Here is a 19,631-nt window from a genome sequence, read left to right on the forward strand (position 1 = left end):
ATCATGCATTCATATAAACAACAAAGAAGGCTTTCTTTAACGTTCAGATACGCTTTGCTAATTATTTTAGCGATCGTTTGGATTTTTCCAATTGTTTGGATCATCATGACCAGTTTCTCGGTTAATTTGTCAGGATTTGTGTCCTCATTTGTTCCTAAGCAATGGACCTTTAGTAATTACGCCAAGATCTTTAATAGTAAATTATATCCGTTTGGTAGTTGGGTTTTAAATACGTTTGTCATTGCGGTGATCTGTGCGGTTGTTAACACCTTCACCACAACCGTGATGTCTTATTGCTTGTCACGGTTACGTTTCAAACTGCGTAAACCATTCTTGCAATTTGCCTTGATTCTAGGAATGTTTCCTGGCTTCATGTCAATGATCGCGTTGTACTATATGTTAAAAGCAATCGGCATGACAAACTTGGCTGGTTTAACATTAGTTTATATTGGCGGTGCCGGTTTAGGATTCTACGTTATGAAAGGCTTCCTTGACACGGTTCCTCGCTCTCTAGATGAAGCGGCCGAATTGGAAGGCGCCACTAAATGGCAAATCTTTATTCACATTATTTTGCCGTTGGATCGCCCAATGATTATTTATACGTCGTTGACTGCTTTCATGGCACCTTGGACAGATTTTATCTTCCCAAGTATTATTCTTTCAACGGATAGTCCAAAGAATAAGACCGTTGCCTACGGACTCTTCAACATGATGTCTAACACCAAAGGTTTAAGTAGCCAGTATTTCACCGCATTCGTTGCTGGATGTGTGATTATCGCAGTTCCAATTACGATTCTATTTATTATCTTGCAACGTTATTACGTTAGTGGGATCACAGCTGGTGCAGATAAAGGTTAATCTTTCTCAAATAAAAGCCATCCAGTAAACGGGTGGTTTTTATTTAATTTATAGCTAGTCAAGCGGGACCTTAAGTGGTTCAAACTTCAGCGAGGCTAGTTTAACAATAATCAGTTATTAAATTAAAAAGAGGTATTTAGTTATGGAAACAGCAGCAATCTATCATCGTCCTGAAAGCGAATTTGCTTATTTATATCAACCAAATGATTTTCGAGTTTGTTTGCGGACAAAACGGGGCGATGTTGCCCAAGTTAACTGCTTCTATGGTGATCCATATTTAAGCACAACTGATGATTTAACGAATAATTCTGGTAGTTCACACTGGGATTATCAAACAGTGACGATGCACATGATTGCCACGACTGAAGATTTCGATTACTGGGAAGCAGCATTGCAAGTGCCATATAAGCGTGTTCAGTATGACTTTGAAGTTATTGGTAAAGACAGTCAAGCTGTACTTTATGGTGATCGTGGCGTTTTCCCCTTCACAACAGAAATCATTGGTACGAATGGCAATCCTTTTCGCATGCCTTACTTACATGAGGTTGATCGTTTTAAAGAACCAGATTGGGTTCGTCAGACAGTTTGGTATCAAATTTTCCCAGAGCGTTTCGCAAATGGCGACACGAGTAATGATCCTAAGGGTGTTAAACCTTGGCGCAGTGATTTAAGTCCTAATCGAACGGATTATTACGGTGGCGATTTGCAGGGTGTACTCGATCATTTAGATTACTTACAAGATTTGGGGATTAACGGCATTTATTTCTGCCCAATTTTTAAGGCCTACTCTAATCATAAATATGACACAATTGATTATTTAGAGATTGATCCTGATTTTGGTAACAAGGATTTATTCAGACAAGTTGTTGAAGCTGCGCACCAACGCGGTATTAGAGTGATGCTGGATGCTGTTTTTAATCATATTGGTGATCAGTCGATACAGTGGCAAGATGTCTTGGCAAATGAAGAACAGTCACGTTTTGCGAACTGGTTCCATATTAATCAATTTCCTGTTGCTTATGAAGAGACCGATAATTTTGAAAGTGCCAAGAAGTTGACCTTCGATACCTTTGCCTTTACACCGCACATGCCAAAATTAGATACGGCCAATCCTGAAGTTAAGCAATATTTGTTAGATGTTGCCGCTTATTGGATTAAAGAATTCGATATTGATGCTTGGCGCCTAGATGTTGCCAATGAAGTCGATCACGCTTTTTGGCGTAGTTTTGCGCAGACTTGTCACCAGTTGAAACCGGACTTCTACATTCTGGGTGAAGTCTGGCATAATTCGCAACCTTGGTTGTCAGGTGATCAATTCTCTGCCGTGATGAATTATGCCTACACTGAAACAATCATTAATGGTGTTGTTAATCATACGTTGACACCAACACGGATGGTTGATGGCCTGAATTACCAACGGACGCTTTATCAACGTCAGGTTAATGAAGTGATGCTCAATACATTAGATTCGCATGATACTGCGCGGTTATTAACCGTTTGTGGAAATGATCAAACGTTAATGCGCCAGGTTCTAGCTTTCACGTTCCTTCAAGAAGGTGAACCTTGTATTTATTATGGCGATGAAATCGGTCTGGATGGCGGGAATGATCCTGATTGCCGCAAGCCGATGAATTGGGATACGACAACGCAAGATCGCGACTTATTCAAGTTCTATCAACAATTAATTCAACTACGTTTACGAAACGCTGATTTGTTAACGCAAGGTGATTTCATTTGGAATAAGGCAGACGACGAACAACGGTTAGTGCAGTTTACTCGGATTCAAGGTAAGCAAAAGTTGACGGCCGTCTTTAATTTAGGCACGCAACCTCAACTAATTTCTACTTCAGGGCAAAGTTTGTTGAGTCAAGGTCTGATCGACAATCAGTTGCAGGCTAAAGGGTTTGCGATTTGGTTGGCTTAATTCGATAACTAGGATCGACGTAAGTCAGCACATCTGCAAAGAGCTTGATTGTTAGTGCTGTTATGCGCGAGCTTTTTTGATATCGGTAACATCGGAATTTAGCTTGAATAACGGCCGAGATGTTGTGATAATAACCATTGTAAGCACTTTATCATTATGTAAATGACTAATTTATTCAGCAACAAGAGGAGTAGAATCATGACGAAACGATTATTTGATATTGATCCATGGGTGATCAAAACAAGCGAGTTGGCCGTTGCTGATAAACGTCTTCAAGAAAGTATTACTTCAATTGGTAATAGTTACATGGGGATGCGCGGTAACTTTGAGGAAGATTATTCTGGCGACACTCACCAAGGAACCTATTTAGCTGGTGTTTGGTTCCCAGATAAGACTCGAGTTGGTTGGTGGAAGAATGGCTATCCTAAATATTTCGGCAAGGCCATTAACTCACCAGATTTTCTCAGTATACCCATTACTGTTAACGGCGAAAATGTCGACTTAGCCAAAATTAACTATTCAGATTTTACGCTAGCTTTAAACATGAAAAATGGTTCATTACAACGTAGTTTTGTCGGCAGCTTTGGTGCTACGAAAGTTAAATTTGAATTTGCCCGTTTTATGAGTAACGCGACCCAACAATTGGGCTTGATTTCGGTTAAAGCAACAGTTCTAGCGGGACAAGCAGAATTGGTTTTCAAACCATTAATTAATGGTGATGTTCATAACGAGGATTCTAACTATGATGAAACGTTCTGGGAATTGAAAGGTCATGGCAAACAACCAGATAATCGTTACAGTTTAACGATGGAAACGAAAGCTAATCCATTCGGTACACCACGCTTCACCGTGACGGAAGAAATGCAAAATTTGGTCAATACCGAAGCTGATTATACAAGAACAGCTGCAATTAGTGATTTGGCTGTCGCGGAACAAATTAGCGCAACGTTAGTCACCGGTCAATCATTAGATTTATTGAAGCAAGTTGCGGTGGTAACCAGCCGTGATGTTCCTGAAGCAAAGCAAGTTGTTCAAGCAACAGCAATTCTGCAAACCGCACAACAAAAATCATACGCTGAACATTTAGCAGCTCAAGATGCTGTTTGGTCAAAACGGTGGCAACAATCGGACGTACAAATTGATGGTGATCCAGCAGCTCAACAAGGAATTCGATTCAACATTTTACAATTATTCATGACTTATTATGGTGAAGATTCACGTTTGAATGTTGGTCCTAAAGGGTTCACTGGTGAGAAATATGGTGGCGCAACATATTGGGATACCGAGGCTTATATCGTTCCGATGTATTTAGCGGTTACTAAACCAGCTGTACCACGACAATTACTTGAATATCGTTACAATCAATTACCAGGTGCCTTCCATAATGCACAGCAACAAGGTCTAAAGGGCGCATTATATCCGATGGTAACGTTTGATGGCATTGAGTGTCATAACGAATGGGAAATTACTTTCGAAGAAATTCATCGTAATGCTGCCATTGCTCATGCCATTTATGATTATACTGATTATACTGGCGATGAGACTTATGTGCTTAATCAAGGGATTGTGGTCTTAGTAGCCATTGCGCGTTTTTGGGCCGATCGGGTTCATTACTCACAACATGCACACAAGTATATGATTCACGGTGTTACTGGACCTAACGAGTATGAAAACAATGTTAATAATAACTGGTACACTAATCAGATGGCCGTTTGGGTCCTGAAATATACTTTGGAAATTCTGAACAAAGTTAGTGCTGACAAAGCAACTGAATTGGCCGTTGCTAAGACTGAGCAAGACAAATGGCAAGATATTATTGATAATATGTATTTTCCAGAAGATCAAGATTTGGGTATCTTCGTTCAAAATGACGGCTACTTGGATAAAGATTTACGGCCGGCTTCAAGTCTGTTACCAGAAGAACGCCCGATTAATCAACACTGGTCTTGGGATAAGATCTTACGCTCACCATTTATTAAACAAGCCGATGTTTTACAAGGAATCTATTTCTTGAATGATCAATTCACGCTAGAGCAGAAGAAACGTAACTTTGACTTCTACGAGCCAATGACGGTGCATGAATCATCATTATCTGCTTGCATTCACAGCATTATTGCGTCAGAAATTGGTGAAGAAGATAAGGCCGTTAATCTTTACGAACGGACGGCTCGACTTGATCTGGATAATTACAATAATGATACCGACGATGGGTTACACATTACCTCAATGAGTGGTAGTTGGTTGGCAATCGTTCAAGGCTTCGCTGGAATGCGCCATCAAAATGGTAAATTGTCGTTCAAGTTATTCTGTCCGCAGAATTGGAATAGTTATCAATTTAAAATTAACTTCCGCGGTCGTTTGTTGGCGGTTAAGGTTGGTCATGATGGCAGTAAGTTGACATTATTATCAGGTGCCGATCTTGAATTAGAAGTAAACCAGCAATTAGTTGTTTTGAAGGAAAACGAAGATTTAGTTGTTAAGAATTAAAGTACGAATTAAGTTCCACCTCAGTTTGGTGACGTTAGTCGCTGAACCGAGGTGGAATTTTTTTAATATTTTTTGAGAAGTAGGTCAGCAGATCATAAAAAAATTTTCAGAAGTGTGTTGATTGTATATACAATTTTGGGTATACTTTATTTATGATAAGCGCTTACATGAAAAGGAGATGGTTGGCTTGACGTATGCAATGATTGGTACGTGGCGGATGGCATATGAAGGACTGGCTAAGGCGTTAACAGATTTGCAGAATGGTGGCAGTAGTAATGATGCTGTGGAAACAGCAATCAAGGAAGTTGAGGACTATCCATTTTTTAAATCGGTTGGTTACGGTGGTCTACCTAACGCCCAAGGTTTAGTTGAAATGGATTCGGCATTTATGGATGGTGATACCTTTGCAATTGGCGCAGTTGCTGGAATTAGTGACATTAAGAATCCGATTAGTGTCGCTCGTAAACTGAGCCATGAACACTTTAACAGTTTCTTGGTGGGAACTGGGGCAACACAATATGCAATGGCCAATGCGTTTGAAGCACGGAATATGCTGACTGAGCGAGCCCGTAAGATTTGGGCTAAGCGCCTACGAGAGATCAGCGAGAAAAATTTGAGCCCCTATGATGGTCATGACACTGTTGGCGTGATCAGCCTTGACCAAAATAATTCAATGGCTGTAGGTACGTCAACTTCGGGCCTATTTATGAAAAAGCCGGGTCGAACTGGCGATTCGGCACTTTCTGGCAATGGTTTCTATGTTGATAGCGAAATTGGCGGCGCCGCTGCAACTGGTCTTGGTGAAGACTTGATGAAAGGTTGCTTGTCCTATGAAATCGTTCGGTTAATGGGGACCGGCTTAACGCCGCAACAGGCTTGTGATCAAGCTGTTTATCCATTCGTCGACAAATTGAAACAACGCTATGGTAAAGCTGGTGAGTTTTCTTTGGTTGCTTTGAACAACCAAGGTGAATGGGGAATCGCGACTAACGTTGAATTCACATTTGCCGTTGGTACTGAAAAGCAAGAGACTCAAGTTTACATGGCCAATCCTGGGCCGCAGCACACAACACTGATCAAGCCAGTTTCCAGAGAATGGCTGACAGCATATGCTAAACGAATTAAGGCACCGATTGACTAACGCATCATGTTTCAACAGAAGTGAGATAGGAGTTTCGGCTTAATGGTTGAGTATTTATACGAAAAAATTGCCACTGCAATTGATAAAGATATCAAAAGTGGTGTTTACGGTGTTCATCAAAAATTACCTTCAGAAAATGATCTTGCCCAGCAATTCCAAACAACACGGTTAACAATCCGTAAGGCGATCGATAAGTTAGAGAAGCAGCATGTCGCCGTTCGTGATCGTAATCGAGGGACATATGTCTTAGCGGCCCACGATAAGATCTCCAGTGGTGCAGACGGCTTGGTTGGCTTTACCGAGGCAGCTAAAAAGTTTCAGCTGAACGTTAGTACAAAAATACTTGATCTGAACTTAATGACTGAATACCCCAATTATATCCAAGATAAACTTGATTTAATGGACAATGAACCAGTTTGGCAGATTTCACGGTTGAGATTTGCTGATCACGAACCGATGACCCATGAACAAATCTATATTAAACAGCGAATTTTGCCTGAATTGACGATTGATGAAGCAGAAGGATCATTGTATCAGCTGATTGAACAAACGATGGTCATTGGCTATGCAGATCAAGAATTAGAAGCTGTTTTACTTGATCAGGATTTAAGTCGTCTACTAGCAACTAGTACAGGTAGTCCAGCATTCTTTGCGCACACAACAGCTTATTCCGTTGATGGTTATCCCATCTTATATGATGATTCCCATTATCGTGCTGATAAATACACGTTCCATAATATTTTGTACCGTAAACATTAAGGGAGGTTGATCTGATGAAGGTGATTGTATTACTTGACCAAATACAAGCTGGACTTGGCGGCAAAGAAAAGGCCGATACACCATTGGGTGGTAAAAAGTTAGCGATGGGCGCGGCCGATACATTGGATAAAGTTTTTAAACGGTATGATGCTAAAATTGTAGGGACTTTTTATTGTGGTACTGATTATTATCAGCAAAACAAAACTGAAGTGCAGCGTAAAGTAGTCAAAATGTCTGAAAAAATGGGTGCAGATGTTGTTGTGGCTGGGCCAACTTATGATTATCCGGAATTTTCAACAATGGCCTGTGAATTGGCATTAAAAATTCAGCAAGAGACTGATATTCAAGTTGTGCCCATGATTGCGATTGAAAAGAATCAAGATCTAATTGAAGGTTATCGAGCACAATTAACAATCATTAAGATGCCTAAGAAAGGGGGAACTGGACTTTCTGATGCTATCGATCATTTAGTGGAACTTTGTCAACTAAAGGCTCAAAAACAGGATATAACAGAATTCACGCAACAATATTGTTATTAGGGAGGTAAGCAACAATGCAAAAAAAGCTTGAACAAGTCTTAATGCCAGTTGCAACAAAGTTGGGTAACAACGTTGTACTAATGTCTCTACGTGATGGTTTTCTGATTATCACACCTTTAATTATTGTCACTTCTATTTTCCTACTGATTGGTAACTTTCCGATTCCCGGATGGAATGAATTTTGGACCGGTGTATTGGGTCCACAGTGGTCCGAATGGTTTAGTTCCGTTTCTAATTCAGTATTTAGTTTTACAGGTTTATTAGCTTGTTTTGGGATTTCTTATGCTTATGGTAAGAACCGGGGTTTACAAGCTATTCATTCAAGTGCAGTTGCGATTATTTCGTTCCTGATTTTAACGCCAACTACTGTAACGTTGGGCAAGAAAACGGTTGGTGCAGTTCAGACGATGTATTTAGGACCAAACGGAATTTTCTTGGGTATCTTTATTGCAATCGTCAGTGTTGAAATTTATCGCTTCGCAATTAAGCGTAATTGGACGATCAAAATGCCTGATGGTGTACCACCGGCAGTGAGTCAGTCATTTGATGCATTAGTTCCTAGTGGATTGGTTGTTTTAATCTTCTTCTTGGTCCGCATTGGTTTTAGTATTACTAGCTTTGAGACGGCTTATAATTTCATCTACACGATGTTGCAAGCACCATTAAAAGGGGCAGGCAATTCCTTGCCATCTGTGTTGTTGTATAACTTTATTGCGATGTTACTATGGTGCTTTGGTATTAATGGTCCCACAATTACCAATAGTGTTTGGTCACCAATCTTCTTCGTTTTAACGCAAGATAACTTAACCGCATTTCAGAAGCACTTACCTTTGCCACATATCTATACGCAACAATTTATTGATATTTTTACGACTTACGGTGGTGGCGGTAGTACCTTATCATTATTAATCGTCATGTTGACGGTCTGTCGTTCAAAGCGGGTGCGCGAATTAGGGAAGCTTGCAGTTTTACCTGGTATTTTTGGTATTAATGAGCCAATTATTTTCGGTTTGCCAGTCGTTCTTAATCCAATCATTGCAATTCCGTTCATTATCGTTCCAGTATTAAATACGTTAATTTCTGGACTTGTTTTTCAAGCTGGTTGGGTGCCATACACGAACGGGGTGATGTTGCCGTGGACTACGCCACCAATTATTTCCGGTTGGTTATCGACGGGTAGTTGGACCGGTTCCGTCTTACAAATATTCGAGCTGATTTTAGGTGTATTGATTTACTATCCATTCATCAAAATGTTGGATCGTCAATATTTATCAGAAGAACAAGCCGCGGCCAATAAGAATGATGTTGAGATCGATTTTGATGAAATTTAGTCCTGATAGAAAGAAGTTCTCACGATGAAAGAGACTCGCACAGATTTTGCATCATTGTTCAGTCAATATGAAGAATCATTTTTAAGCGATTTGCGGCAGATCTTACGAGTGCCAAGTGTTAATGGGCCCAAAACTTTCGGTGCGCCATTTGGTATTGGGCCGAAGCGTATTTTGGAAAAGGTACTCGATATTGCCCGGCAAATGGATTTTCGAACTGGTCAAATTGACAATTGTGTTGGTTGGGCTGAGTATGGACCAACCGAAGCTGAGTGTCCTGAATATTTTGCAATTCTCGGGCACTTAGATGTTGTCGATGTTGAGGATGACTGGCAGTACGATCCATTTGATTTAACACGCGTCGATAATTTTATGTATGGTCGCGGTGTGTTGGATAACAAAGGACCGATAATGGCGAATTTGTTTGCGCTCTATTTAATCAAGCAACAAGACATTAAGTTGCGGCAACGGGTGCGAATTATTTTTGGAACCGATGAAGAATCAGGTAGTCGTGACATCCCTCATTATCTTAAAAAAGAACGGGCACCATATGCGGGTTACACACCAGACTGCAAATTTCCGGTGGTTTATGGCGAACGCGGTTTGTTGGATGTGCGGGTGAGTATGCCGATTACCGACGATTCTGCGACGCAAGTTAAATCATTGAGTGGTCATTTTGATCGCAGCTACTTGCCTGACAACGCCCAATTAATCTTTGCTGACGGTACAGTGAAGCATTATCATGGCAAAAAAGCACCAAGTAACGCACCAGAAATGGCTGAGAGTGTTCTGCCGCTCATTGTGACTGATTTAAAGCAATTGTCAGGTCAGATTGGCGAGTTTGGCCAATGGTTAGCAATTAACCTTGGTTCAGAAACAACGGGTCAAAGTTTAGGGATTGATTTTAAAGACGAGGCGTCTGGTGCACTTCAATTGGCTTTCTATGATTTAACAATTTCTAAGCAGGAAGTAGCTTGTCAACTAACTTGTCGCTACCCAATTACTGTTACCGAAGAGCAACTGTTACAACGGCTACAACAAAAATTGTTGTCAACAATGACCTTGACTGTTAATCGTTCTTATCCATCACAAGTGACAGATAAAGATACACCGTTGATCAAACGCTTGAGTGCAATTTATCAAGCCGATACTGGACTTGACGGTACGCCCGTTACGACCACTGGTGTCACTTATGCACGTGCGATGCCAAATATTTTTGCCTTTGGTCCCTCTTTTCCAGGACAAAAGGGGATTGCGCACAAAGGTGATGAATGGTTGCAATTTAGTGATTGGCGAATGATGATGCAGATTTATTACGACACATTGTTGTCCTTAAATGATTAGTTCTTTCTTGACATTAAGTTCGGACTGCCTTAGATTGGATGCAGAGAATAAAATATGATTTGTTAGGTGAGGCTCCTATACAAACACAGGCTACTGCCCAAAAACGTCGAGAGACACCAATGGGTAGAACAGGGATTGTCGAATACAAGGCTTTCCATAAAGTAGCTGTTATGTTGTCCGAGTGTCCATAATTACGACGATTGAGCAATACGTTGTATAATTTCGGACTCCGAATTACGGCATAACTACGTTGTACAGTGCTAAAGCCCAACGACTAGATCAATTGAGCTTATTTGTTAAGCTCTTTTAACCTTTCGCTGAGTTTTAGCGAAAGGTCTTTTTTTGTCAGAGTGCGGAGAAGCAACGAGTTGCTGGTATTAATTTAAGTGGAAAGATTGGTGCGTGTCAACGCAACAAGATTTTCATTTAAATTACGTACCAGCAGTTGCTTCGCAGCACGTTTCAAAATCAGAGCGCGGAAAGGCAACGGGTTGGCGGTATGAATTTAAACGGGAAGATCGCTGCGTGTCAACGCAAGGAGATTCACGTTTAAATTCACTTTCGCCAGTTGCTTTGAGCACGTTTCAAATTCAGAGTGCAAAAGGCAACGGGTTGATGGTCTAAATTTAAATGGAAAGATTGATGCATGCAAATGCAGCAAGATTTTCACTTAAATTTTGCACCATCAGTTGCTTTGAGCACGTTTCAACTAGCTGCTGATGGGAAAGATTTAACGTGTGATTTGCGGTGGTGTTCAGTGTCGACCTAATGAACAAAAGAAAGGGTGTGATTTCATTGGTAAAATTGTGTCATTAAAGTTGTTAACAGGATTGGTTTTTATTCAGCAGGTAAGGGAGATGGATGTTGATGGATGATGGTCACAGTTTTCAGTTGATTGTTGAAGCATTGGGTGTTGTGACGATCATTTGTCGACAACCCTTTGTTTCCACGATTCGTGAGATTGGTTAAACGAAGAGGAGGAAACACAATGAAGAAAAAGATTGATTACGATTCATTCGCTCGGGCAACAAGTGAGCAAATTGAGCAGAAATTTGACACACCTAAAAGTGGGCTAACAGACACACAAGTTAAAGCATCTCGTCAAAAAAATGGTCGGAATAAGTTAACCTATCAGCAAAAAACGCCATTGTTGGTTGAAGCAATTGAGGCGTATATCACGCCATTTACACTCGTATTGATTGCTTTAGCGGTTATTTCATTTTTTACCGATTACGTTCATGCTGCACCAGCAGATAAAAGTTTGCTTGGTGTAGGAATTATTATCATCATGGTATTTATTAGCGGCACAATGTCGCTGATTCAATCGGTGCGTTCTAGTCAAGCGGCGACGCAAATGGAATCGTTGGTTCAAGTCAAGATTACGGTGAAGCGTGATGGTCAAAATTGCGAAGTGGACATGGACGATTTAGTTTGTGGTGATCGCGTTCAACTTTCTGCCGGCGACATGATTTCTGCAGATATGCGTTTATTAGCTAGCAAAGATTTAACCATTTCTCAAGCAGCGTTAACCGGTGAGAGTTACCCGGTTGAGAAAAAAGCCGATACTGAAGTTGCCGAAGCGGCAACTGAAACGAGCTATCCTAATTTGGTTTTTATGGGGAGCAATGTCGTTAGTGGCACTGGTGAAGCAATTGTGATTGCGACGGGCGACCACACAGTTTATGGCGCGGTCGTCAAAGATCTCGGTGAAAAACCGGTGGCGACTAATTTTGATATTGGCATCAAAAAAACATCGTTATTGTTAATTCGATTCATGGCCTTAATGGCGCCGGCAGTGATCATTATTAACGGTTTCACTAAAGGCAACTGGGCGCAAGCGCTGATGTTTGGTTTATCAGTAGCCGTGGGATTAACGCCGCAAATGTTGCCGATGATTGTGACCACTAATTTAGTTCGTGGTGCTAAAAAAATGGCCGCTAAAGGCACAATTATTAAACATCTTAGTGCAATTCAAAACTTTGGTGCCATTGATGTTCTTTGCACGGACAAAACTGGTACTTTGACGGAAGATCAAATTGTTTTGGATTCCTATCTCAGTTGTACCGGTCATAAAGATGCTGATATTTTACAAGCAGCCTATTTAAATAGTTCTTTTCAAACTGGCTTGAAAAATTTAATGGACGGTGCAATTATTCAAGCTGCAGAGCAGGCAAAGTTGTCGACGACGAACTTTGTTAAGGTTGATGAAATTCCTTTTGACTTTCAACGGCGGCGGATGAGTGTGGTGGTTGGCACTCGGAGTGGTCAAGTTCAGTTAATTACGAAAGGCGCCATTGAAGAGATGCTTGAAGTTGCCACGAAAATTAAGCTTAATGGCCAAGTTCAGGTGTTAGACATTGATGCGCGCCAACAAGTTTTACAACGGGTTGCGGCACTTAATCGTCAAGGCTTGCGAGTGATTGGCCTGGCGCAAAAAACGGTCGTTGCAACCAAAACCGATTTTAACGTGACAGATGAAAACGAGATGACCTTAATTGGTTACTTAGCTTTCTTAGACCCACCTAAGGAAAGTGCCAAGACAGCGATTAAGGAATTAAAAAAACTTGAGGTTAATGTTAAAGTACTGACTGGTGATAATGCACTCGTTACTAGAGCAATGACCAAAAAGGTGGGTTTAGGTAACGCCGCATTAATTACTGGTGAACAATTAAATTCGCTTGATCAAACGCAAATGGCGGCGGCTGTTGAACGTAATCAAATTTTCGTGAAGCTAAATCCGCAACAGAAAAAAGAAATTATGGGTTTATTGAAACAAAATGGTCACACTGTTGGTTTCATGGGCGATGGTATTAATGACGCGCCAGCGATGAAGACGGCAGATGTGGGAATTTCTGTTGATACAGCAGTTGATGTGGCGAAAGATTCAGCTGATGTTATTTTAACTGACAAGGATTTAGGTGTTTTAGAATCTGGATTACTAGTTGGTCGCGAAACTTTTGGCAACACGATGAAATATATTAAGGCCACAACTAGTTCTAATTTTGGTAATATGTTCTCTGTTTTAGCTGCCAGCCTTTTTCTGCCATTTCTACCGATGTTGCCGATTCAATTGTTGTTATTGAATTTAATCTACGATTTATCTTGTTTATCAATTCCTTGGGATAAAATGGATCCGGAGTTCCTGCAACATCCGAAGCAATGGACGGCGGATAGCATTGGTAAATTTATGTTTTGGTTTGGACCGACGAGTTCAATTTTTGATATTACCACTTATGCTTTAATGTATTTTATGATCTGTCCAATGGTTATTGGCGGATCGTACACATCGTTAACGCCAAAACAGCAATTAGCGTTTGCCGCGTTATTCCATGCGGGTTGGTTCGTCGAGTCGATGTGGACGCAGACGTTAGTCTTACATTCATTGCGGACACCTAAAGTACCATTTTTGCAAAGCACCGCTGCTAAACCCATGTTAATTGCTTCTGCTGTGGAAATTATTTTTGGTTCCATACTGCCTTTCACATTCTTAGGTCGAGATATTGGTTTAAGTGCGCTGCCAGGTATTTATTGGCCGTGGTTACTGCTAACAGTGATTGCATATTTGATCTTAGTTACAATCGCCAAGCAATTGTATGTTCGTAAGTTTAAAGAATTGTTGTAAAAAAGTTATTGAAGTCAGACTTTAGACCGGCGAATCGAAACAACACAATTGTATAATGAAGATAATGAAATGGTAATTGAAAACGGTACTAAAAAATTTAGGCTACCTGTTGATTTTATCAGATAATCGGTTTATAATGACACTTTGTCACATGACATAGTGTCATTTATTTTGCTTTCATTTTGAAATTAAATTTTTAACGAAGGAGGATTATCATGCCAAGTAAAACTTTTTTAGGTTTGCCTGCAGAGAAACAAGTTAAGATTATCGCAGCGGCACGAGAAGCTTTTTCACAGGCGCCATATTCTGAAGTTACAATTACAGATATTATTAAGCTTGCAGAGATTCCCCGCGGCAGTTTTTATCAATACTTTAAAGATAAAGAAGATATTTATTTTTACTTATTAGAAACTTTCCGTCAAGATTTCAAAGATATTTTATCCAATAACTTGCAAGAGCAGCAGGGCGATTTATTTGCTGCTTTTAGCATCACCTTTCATGAAATGTTGAAGTTTTTATCGACAACGATTGATCGACGTTTATTGCAAAATATTTTTATGGAAATGGACTATCGCGGTTATCAGCATTTATTGAAGCGTGAATTTCATCATCCTCATCATCAAGGTCACGAACCGGGTCACCTATCAGAATGGCAACAATCAATCAAAGATCAAACAGATTTTTCGAAATTGCGGGTTTCCCAAGATGAATTCGATTTGATGTTGCACATGTTATTAGGATTCATGGGACAATCAGTTGCCCGTTACTTTATGGCACAACGCGATCCAGAACGAAAGATGACACCAGAACTTTATGAACATAAGTTTGATTTATTACTTGATTGGTTTGAACATGGTGTTTTAAAAGAAAATGCGGGGAGGGAACTGAATGCTTAAACTTGCCAAAAAACGCGTCTCAAGCTGGGCGGTCTTGTTTGCTGTTTTATTCATGATCGGTCAAGTCGTCACGAGTTTATATTTACCAAATTTAACTTCAGATCTAGTTAACTATGGTGTTGCTAAAGGCGACACGAATTATATTTGGAGTGCCGGAATGAAAATGCTGGTTGTTTCGGTTTTGTCAGTTATTTTTTCATTTGGCAATGTGTTACTTGCCGCGCAAACGTCACAGGGTTTAGGTAAGAAATTACGTCAAGATATTTATCGTAAAGTTCTGAATATGTCGAACGATGAATTCGATCAAGTTGGAACTTCTTCGTTAATTACTAGAACGACTAATGATGTGGTCCAAATCCAAAACGTGGCGATGATGACATTACGTATGATGATTATGGCGCCGATCATGTTAGTTGGTGCCAGTTTCATGGCCTATCAAAAAGATGCGCAATTAACTAGTATCTTTGTCGTCGTTATTCCCATTATGATTGTTTTTGTCGGTGTGGTGATGTTCTTCGCTGTCCCATTATTCAAAGCGATGCAGACTAAAACGGACCGTTTGAACTTGGTTTTCCGTGAGGGATTAACTGGCGTGCGCGTTATTCGGGCATTTGTTCGTGATAAATTTGAACAGAAACGCTTCGATGATGCTAACGTTGACTACACTAAGAATGCGCGCAAGGTTTACTCAATTATGGCGGTAATGTTTCCGTTAATGACATTAATTATGAGTGGCACAAACATTGCCATTATCTGGAATGGTGGTCATTTAATTGCCAACCAAGCGATGGCTGTTGGTAATATGTTAGCCTTCATGACTTACGCTATGCAGATCTTAATGAGTTTCATGATGCTCTCGATGGTTTTCGTTTTCATTCCGCGTGGACAAGCTTCTGCTGATCGGATTAACAAGGTGCTTGATCTGCAATCTGATATTAAAGATAGCAATCAACCCAAGGACTTTTCTAAAAGTACACCAGCTAGTCTTGACTTTGATCAGGTTGACTTCCGTTATCATGGTGCCGAAGATCCAGCCTTAACCGGTGTTGATGCCCATATTAAAGCCGGGCAGATTTTGGCAATTATTGGTGGGACTGGTTCGGGTAAATCAACCTTAATTAACTTGATTCCGCGTTTTTACGATGTCGAATCAGGTGCGGTCAGAGTTAACGGCCTAGATGTTAAAGACGTTGACCAACATGCACTACAAGATCAAATTTCATTAGTACCGCAAAAGGCCGTCCTCTTCAAAGGAACCTTACGTGAGAACTTACTTTATGGGAATGCTAACGCAACGGATGATGACTTGTGGCACGCACTAGAAATTGCCCAATCAGCTGATTTTGTTAAAGAATCTGATGGCCTTGATACGTTTGTTGAACAAGGTGGTAACAACTTTTCCGGTGGTCAAAAGCAACGTTTAGCAATTGCACGAGCTTTAGTTAAACAGGCTGCTATTTATGTCTTCGATGATTCTTTCTCAGCTTTAGATTTCAAGACTGATGCGAATTTGCGTAAGGCATTACGTGAAGATGAAATGATCCAAAAGGCAGTCGTTGTGATTGTTGGACAACGGGTTTCAACCGTTGCTGATGCAGATCAGATTATTGTCTTAGATGACGGTAAGATGGTCGGCTTAGGCACACATACTGAGTTAAAAGCGAATAACGAAACTTATCGTGAAATTGTTGAATCACAAATTAAGGAAGGGGATGAACCGAATGAGTGAGCAATCAGAAAGAACTAATCGTCCAACTCGTCCAGCAGGCGGTCACGGTCCTGGCGGTCCAGGCATGGCCATGCCTGGTGATAAGCCTAAGAACTTCTGGGGTACAACGCGCCGTTTATTCGGTTACATGTCCAAATATAGTGTGGCTTTAGTCATTGTCATGATTTTTGCCATTGCGTCACAAGTTCTACAAGTTCAAACGCCTAAGATTTTAGGTAAAGCAACAACGGAAATCTTTAAGGGCGTGATGCGTGGTGAGGCTAACCAAAAGGCCGGCATCGCCATGAATCAATATCCAGTCAACTTTGATAAGATCCAAGAAATTGTCATCACAGTTATCTTTATGTATTTAGCGTCAGCATTATTGAACTTCGTCATGCAGTTCGTCATGACGCGAGTTTCACAGGATACCGTTTATCGTCTGCGTAAACAAATGAAAGAAAAAATGCAGACTTTACCAATCAATTACTACGATACACATTCAAATGGTGATATCATGTCACGGGCAATCAACGATATGGATAATATCGCGGGTACCTTGCAACAAAGTTTGACGCAGATGATCACCAGTACTGTGATGTTTATCGGAACTTTATGGATGATGTTAACGATTAGTTGGCAATTAACTTTGTTGGCAATCGCTACGATTCCGTTGAGTTTGATCGTTGTCGGTGTGGTTGCACCACGTTCGCAGAAATACTTTGCTGCACAACAGAAGAGCTTAGGATTACTCAATGATCAAGTAGAAGAGAACTATGCCGGCCACATTGTTAATCGTAGTTTCAATCATGAAGCAACGGCCATTAATGTTTTCGAAAAAGAGAACGAAAAGCTTTATGCCTCTGCATGGAAAGCACAAATGATTTCTGGCTTGATCATGCCATTAATGACGTTTGTTAACAACTTAGGTTATGTCTTTGTTGCTGTGCTTGGGGGTGTTAAAGTTGCCAACGGTAATATGACGTTAGGTGATGTTCAGGCTTTCTTACAATACACGCAGCAGTTCTCACAACCGATTTCACAGCTTGCTAACCTGGCCAACACGATTCAGGCAACGGTTGCTTCTGCAGAACGTATTTTTGAAGTTTTTGACGAGTCAGATATGGTTAATCCTCATGTTGATGTGGTGGATGATCGAAATACTGCCGATATCTTAACGATGGATCACGTTCAATTCGGTTATCAAGGTAAAGATTTATTGTTGACTGATTACAACTTGAATGTTAAACCTGGCGAGATGGTGGCGATTGTTGGGCCAACTGGCGCTGGTAAAACGACGATTATTAACTTGTTGGAACGTTTCTACGACGTTAGTGACGGTTCAATTCGTTTGAAAGGCACGGATACCCGCAACATGACGCGTGATGATTTACGACGCCACTTTGCTATGGTTTTGCAGGATACTTGGTTATTCACAGGAACAATTTACGACAACTTGAAGTATGGTCGTGAAGATGCAACGCGTGAGGAAGTTATCGCCGCTGCCAAAGCTGCTCATGTTGATGAATTTGTTCGGCAGTTACCTGATGGTTATAACACGATTCTGAATGAAGAGGCGTCTAACATCTCGCAAGGTCAACGCCAATTATTGACAATTGCTCGGGCCTTTGTTGCTGATCCCGAAATTCTGATCCTTGATGAAGCCACTTCATCAGTTGATACACGGACAGAAATGCATATTCAACATGCGATGAGTCGTTTATTGAAAGGGCGGACAAGCTTCGTCGTTGCCCATCGTCTTTCAACAATTCGCGATGCTGATAACATCCTAGTGATGAATCACGGTTCAATTGTTGAGACCGGAACACATGACCAGTTAATGGCTCAGAATGGTTTTTACGCTGACTTGTATAACTCGCAGTTCTCAGGCAACGTTGCAATTTAGACTGGAGGAAAATAAAATGAAAATTAAAAAATTAATCGCCAGTCTAGCCTTAGTTGTGGGTAGTGCAGCTGTTTTAGCTGGATGTTAAAGTAGTTCGGTTAAATTGAACCCGACTAAATCTGCCTATTCAACCAACGGACTGGTTGCAGTTGTGAAAGGTACTGTTAGTAAAAATGCTCAAGTCACTTATCAAATTGGTGACGGTGCGGTTCAAAAGGGTGCTAATAATGATGGTACCTTTGTTATTCAAGTTCCCGGTCAATTAAAGAAGACGACAGTCACTGTTAAGGCTAAGAAGTCCGGCAAGACAACGACTAAGAAAGTTAGTGTTAAGAAGACGAAAGTTTTGGCGAGCTATCCAGAATTCGCCATGAAATATAATCTGATTAACCAACAAATGAAAGTTGTGGCAGATCCGTTGCCAACGACGCAAAAAAACGGGTTGGTTGATTTATACAAGAAAGATGGCATTCGTATTCGCGCTAATGTTCAAAACCAACAAGTCGTCGGCATCGCTTATGTTTTTCCGGTTAAGTATATGAAGAACAAAGCGAAGATGAAGGACTTTGCAATGCGGTTGATTGTACTTTCTAGTGCTGTTGGCGCTGATGGTAAGCAAGTCTTGAAGGATTATCAGAAACTCGCTAAGGATGCTCAGAACGGCCAAACAACCGTTGATAACATTCACAACAAAGGTGTTACCTTTGAAACGAATTTCTCTGATAAAGGGTTGTATATGTATTTGGTTAAGAAGTAATTCATCTTAATAAGTAAACTAAAGAGTTGACGTAGATTAAATTCGCGTCAACTCTTTTTTTGTACTTAGGTCCTAGAACTGTTATGTTGCTGTTCTTCGTGTCTCCAGAAAATACGCTGCTGACCGTGATTTCCCTCCACTACTGACAAAAGTGTGTTAGTGCGTCTTAACTGTAAAATTGTATTTTTGAAAAGATTTACGTTGGTTCAATCACTCGTCCGTCAACGTCTACACAAAAGTTGTGTATGGAACGTGCAAGTGTCGTGGTGGAAAATAAATACTAGTCGCTGGAACGTAGTGGGCGTCGATTTGAGCCGAAACGTGCTACAAGCAACTGATGGCAAGTAATTTAATTGAAAATA

General features: G+C 40.6%; 13 protein-coding genes and 1 riboswitch. All 13 genes read left to right on the top strand.

The features are described 5' to 3' along the window. Positions 1-3 precede the first annotated feature (3 nt). The 13 genes from EKM65_RS03155 to EKM65_RS03215 all read left to right on the top strand — a co-directional run bounded on the left by EKM65_RS03155 (position 4) and on the right by EKM65_RS03215 (position 19,269). Positions 4-858 (top strand): sugar ABC transporter permease, encoded by an 855-nt coding sequence (locus EKM65_RS03155; RefSeq protein WP_125605417.1) that lies wholly within the window; start codon positions 4-6, stop codon positions 856-858. Between the two features lie 142 nt (positions 859-1,000). After that, positions 1,001-2,782, top strand: a complete 1,782-nt coding sequence (locus EKM65_RS03160) for a glycoside hydrolase family 13 protein (RefSeq protein WP_125605419.1) — start codon at positions 1,001-1,003, stop codon at positions 2,780-2,782. A gap of 198 nt (positions 2,783-2,980) precedes the next feature. After that, positions 2,981-5,269, top strand: a complete 2,289-nt coding sequence (locus tag EKM65_RS03165) for a glycoside hydrolase family 65 protein (protein WP_125605420.1) — start codon at positions 2,981-2,983, stop codon at positions 5,267-5,269. 178 nt (positions 5,270-5,447) lie between these two features. Continuing rightward, positions 5,448-6,410, top strand: a complete 963-nt coding sequence (locus tag EKM65_RS03170; protein ID WP_164506794.1) for a N(4)-(beta-N-acetylglucosaminyl)-L-asparaginase — start codon at positions 5,448-5,450, stop codon at positions 6,408-6,410. 42 nt (positions 6,411-6,452) lie between these two features. After that, positions 6,453-7,169 (top strand): GntR family transcriptional regulator, LSA1692 subfamily, encoded by a 717-nt coding sequence (locus EKM65_RS03175; protein ID WP_125605424.1) that lies wholly within the window; start codon positions 6,453-6,455, stop codon positions 7,167-7,169. 14 nt (positions 7,170-7,183) lie between these two features. Beyond that, the gene (locus tag EKM65_RS03180; protein ID WP_125605425.1) at positions 7,184-7,708 is read left to right on the top strand and encodes a GrdB-related putative oxidoreductase; all 525 of its coding nucleotides are present in this window, start codon (positions 7,184-7,186) and stop codon (positions 7,706-7,708) included. A 14-nt stretch (positions 7,709-7,722) separates the two neighbouring features. Beyond that, entirely contained in the window at positions 7,723-9,039 is a 1,317-nt protein-coding gene (locus tag EKM65_RS03185; protein ID WP_125605427.1) for a PTS sugar transporter subunit IIC, read from the top strand. 24 nt (positions 9,040-9,063) lie between these two features. Beyond that, positions 9,064-10,380: a Sapep family Mn(2+)-dependent dipeptidase gene (locus tag EKM65_RS03190; RefSeq protein ID WP_125605429.1), complete on the top strand. Its 1,317-nt coding sequence runs from the start codon at positions 9,064-9,066 to the stop codon at positions 10,378-10,380. Between the two features lie 51 nt (positions 10,381-10,431). Then, positions 10,432-10,666: riboswitch (M-box (ykoK) riboswitch) on the top strand. Between the two features lie 702 nt (positions 10,667-11,368). Beyond that, entirely contained in the window at positions 11,369-14,002 is a 2,634-nt protein-coding gene (gene mgtA, locus EKM65_RS03195; RefSeq protein WP_125605431.1) for a magnesium-translocating P-type ATPase, read from the top strand. Positions 14,003-14,217: 215 nt separating this feature from the next. Further along, positions 14,218-14,898 (top strand): TetR/AcrR family transcriptional regulator, encoded by a 681-nt coding sequence (locus tag EKM65_RS03200; protein WP_125605433.1) that lies wholly within the window; start codon positions 14,218-14,220, stop codon positions 14,896-14,898. Next, a complete protein-coding gene (locus tag EKM65_RS03205) occupies positions 14,891-16,627 on the top strand; it encodes an ABC transporter ATP-binding protein (protein WP_125605435.1) in 1,737 nt (578 codons plus the stop codon). The genes EKM65_RS03200 and EKM65_RS03205 overlap by 8 nt, the downstream gene beginning before the upstream one ends. After that, positions 16,620-18,512 (top strand): ABC transporter ATP-binding protein, encoded by a 1,893-nt coding sequence (locus EKM65_RS03210; protein ID WP_125605437.1) that lies wholly within the window; start codon positions 16,620-16,622, stop codon positions 18,510-18,512. Before EKM65_RS03205 ends, EKM65_RS03210 begins: the two co-directional genes overlap by 8 nt. Positions 18,513-18,615: 103 nt before the next feature. Then, positions 18,616-19,269, top strand: a complete 654-nt coding sequence (locus tag EKM65_RS03215) for a hypothetical protein (RefSeq protein WP_125605439.1) — start codon at positions 18,616-18,618, stop codon at positions 19,267-19,269. The last annotated feature ends 362 nt before the right edge of the window (positions 19,270-19,631 follow it).

It is taken from the genome of Lapidilactobacillus bayanensis (genome assembly GCF_003946695.1).
Classification (GTDB): Bacteria; Bacillota; Bacilli; order Lactobacillales; family Lactobacillaceae; genus Lapidilactobacillus; species Lapidilactobacillus bayanensis.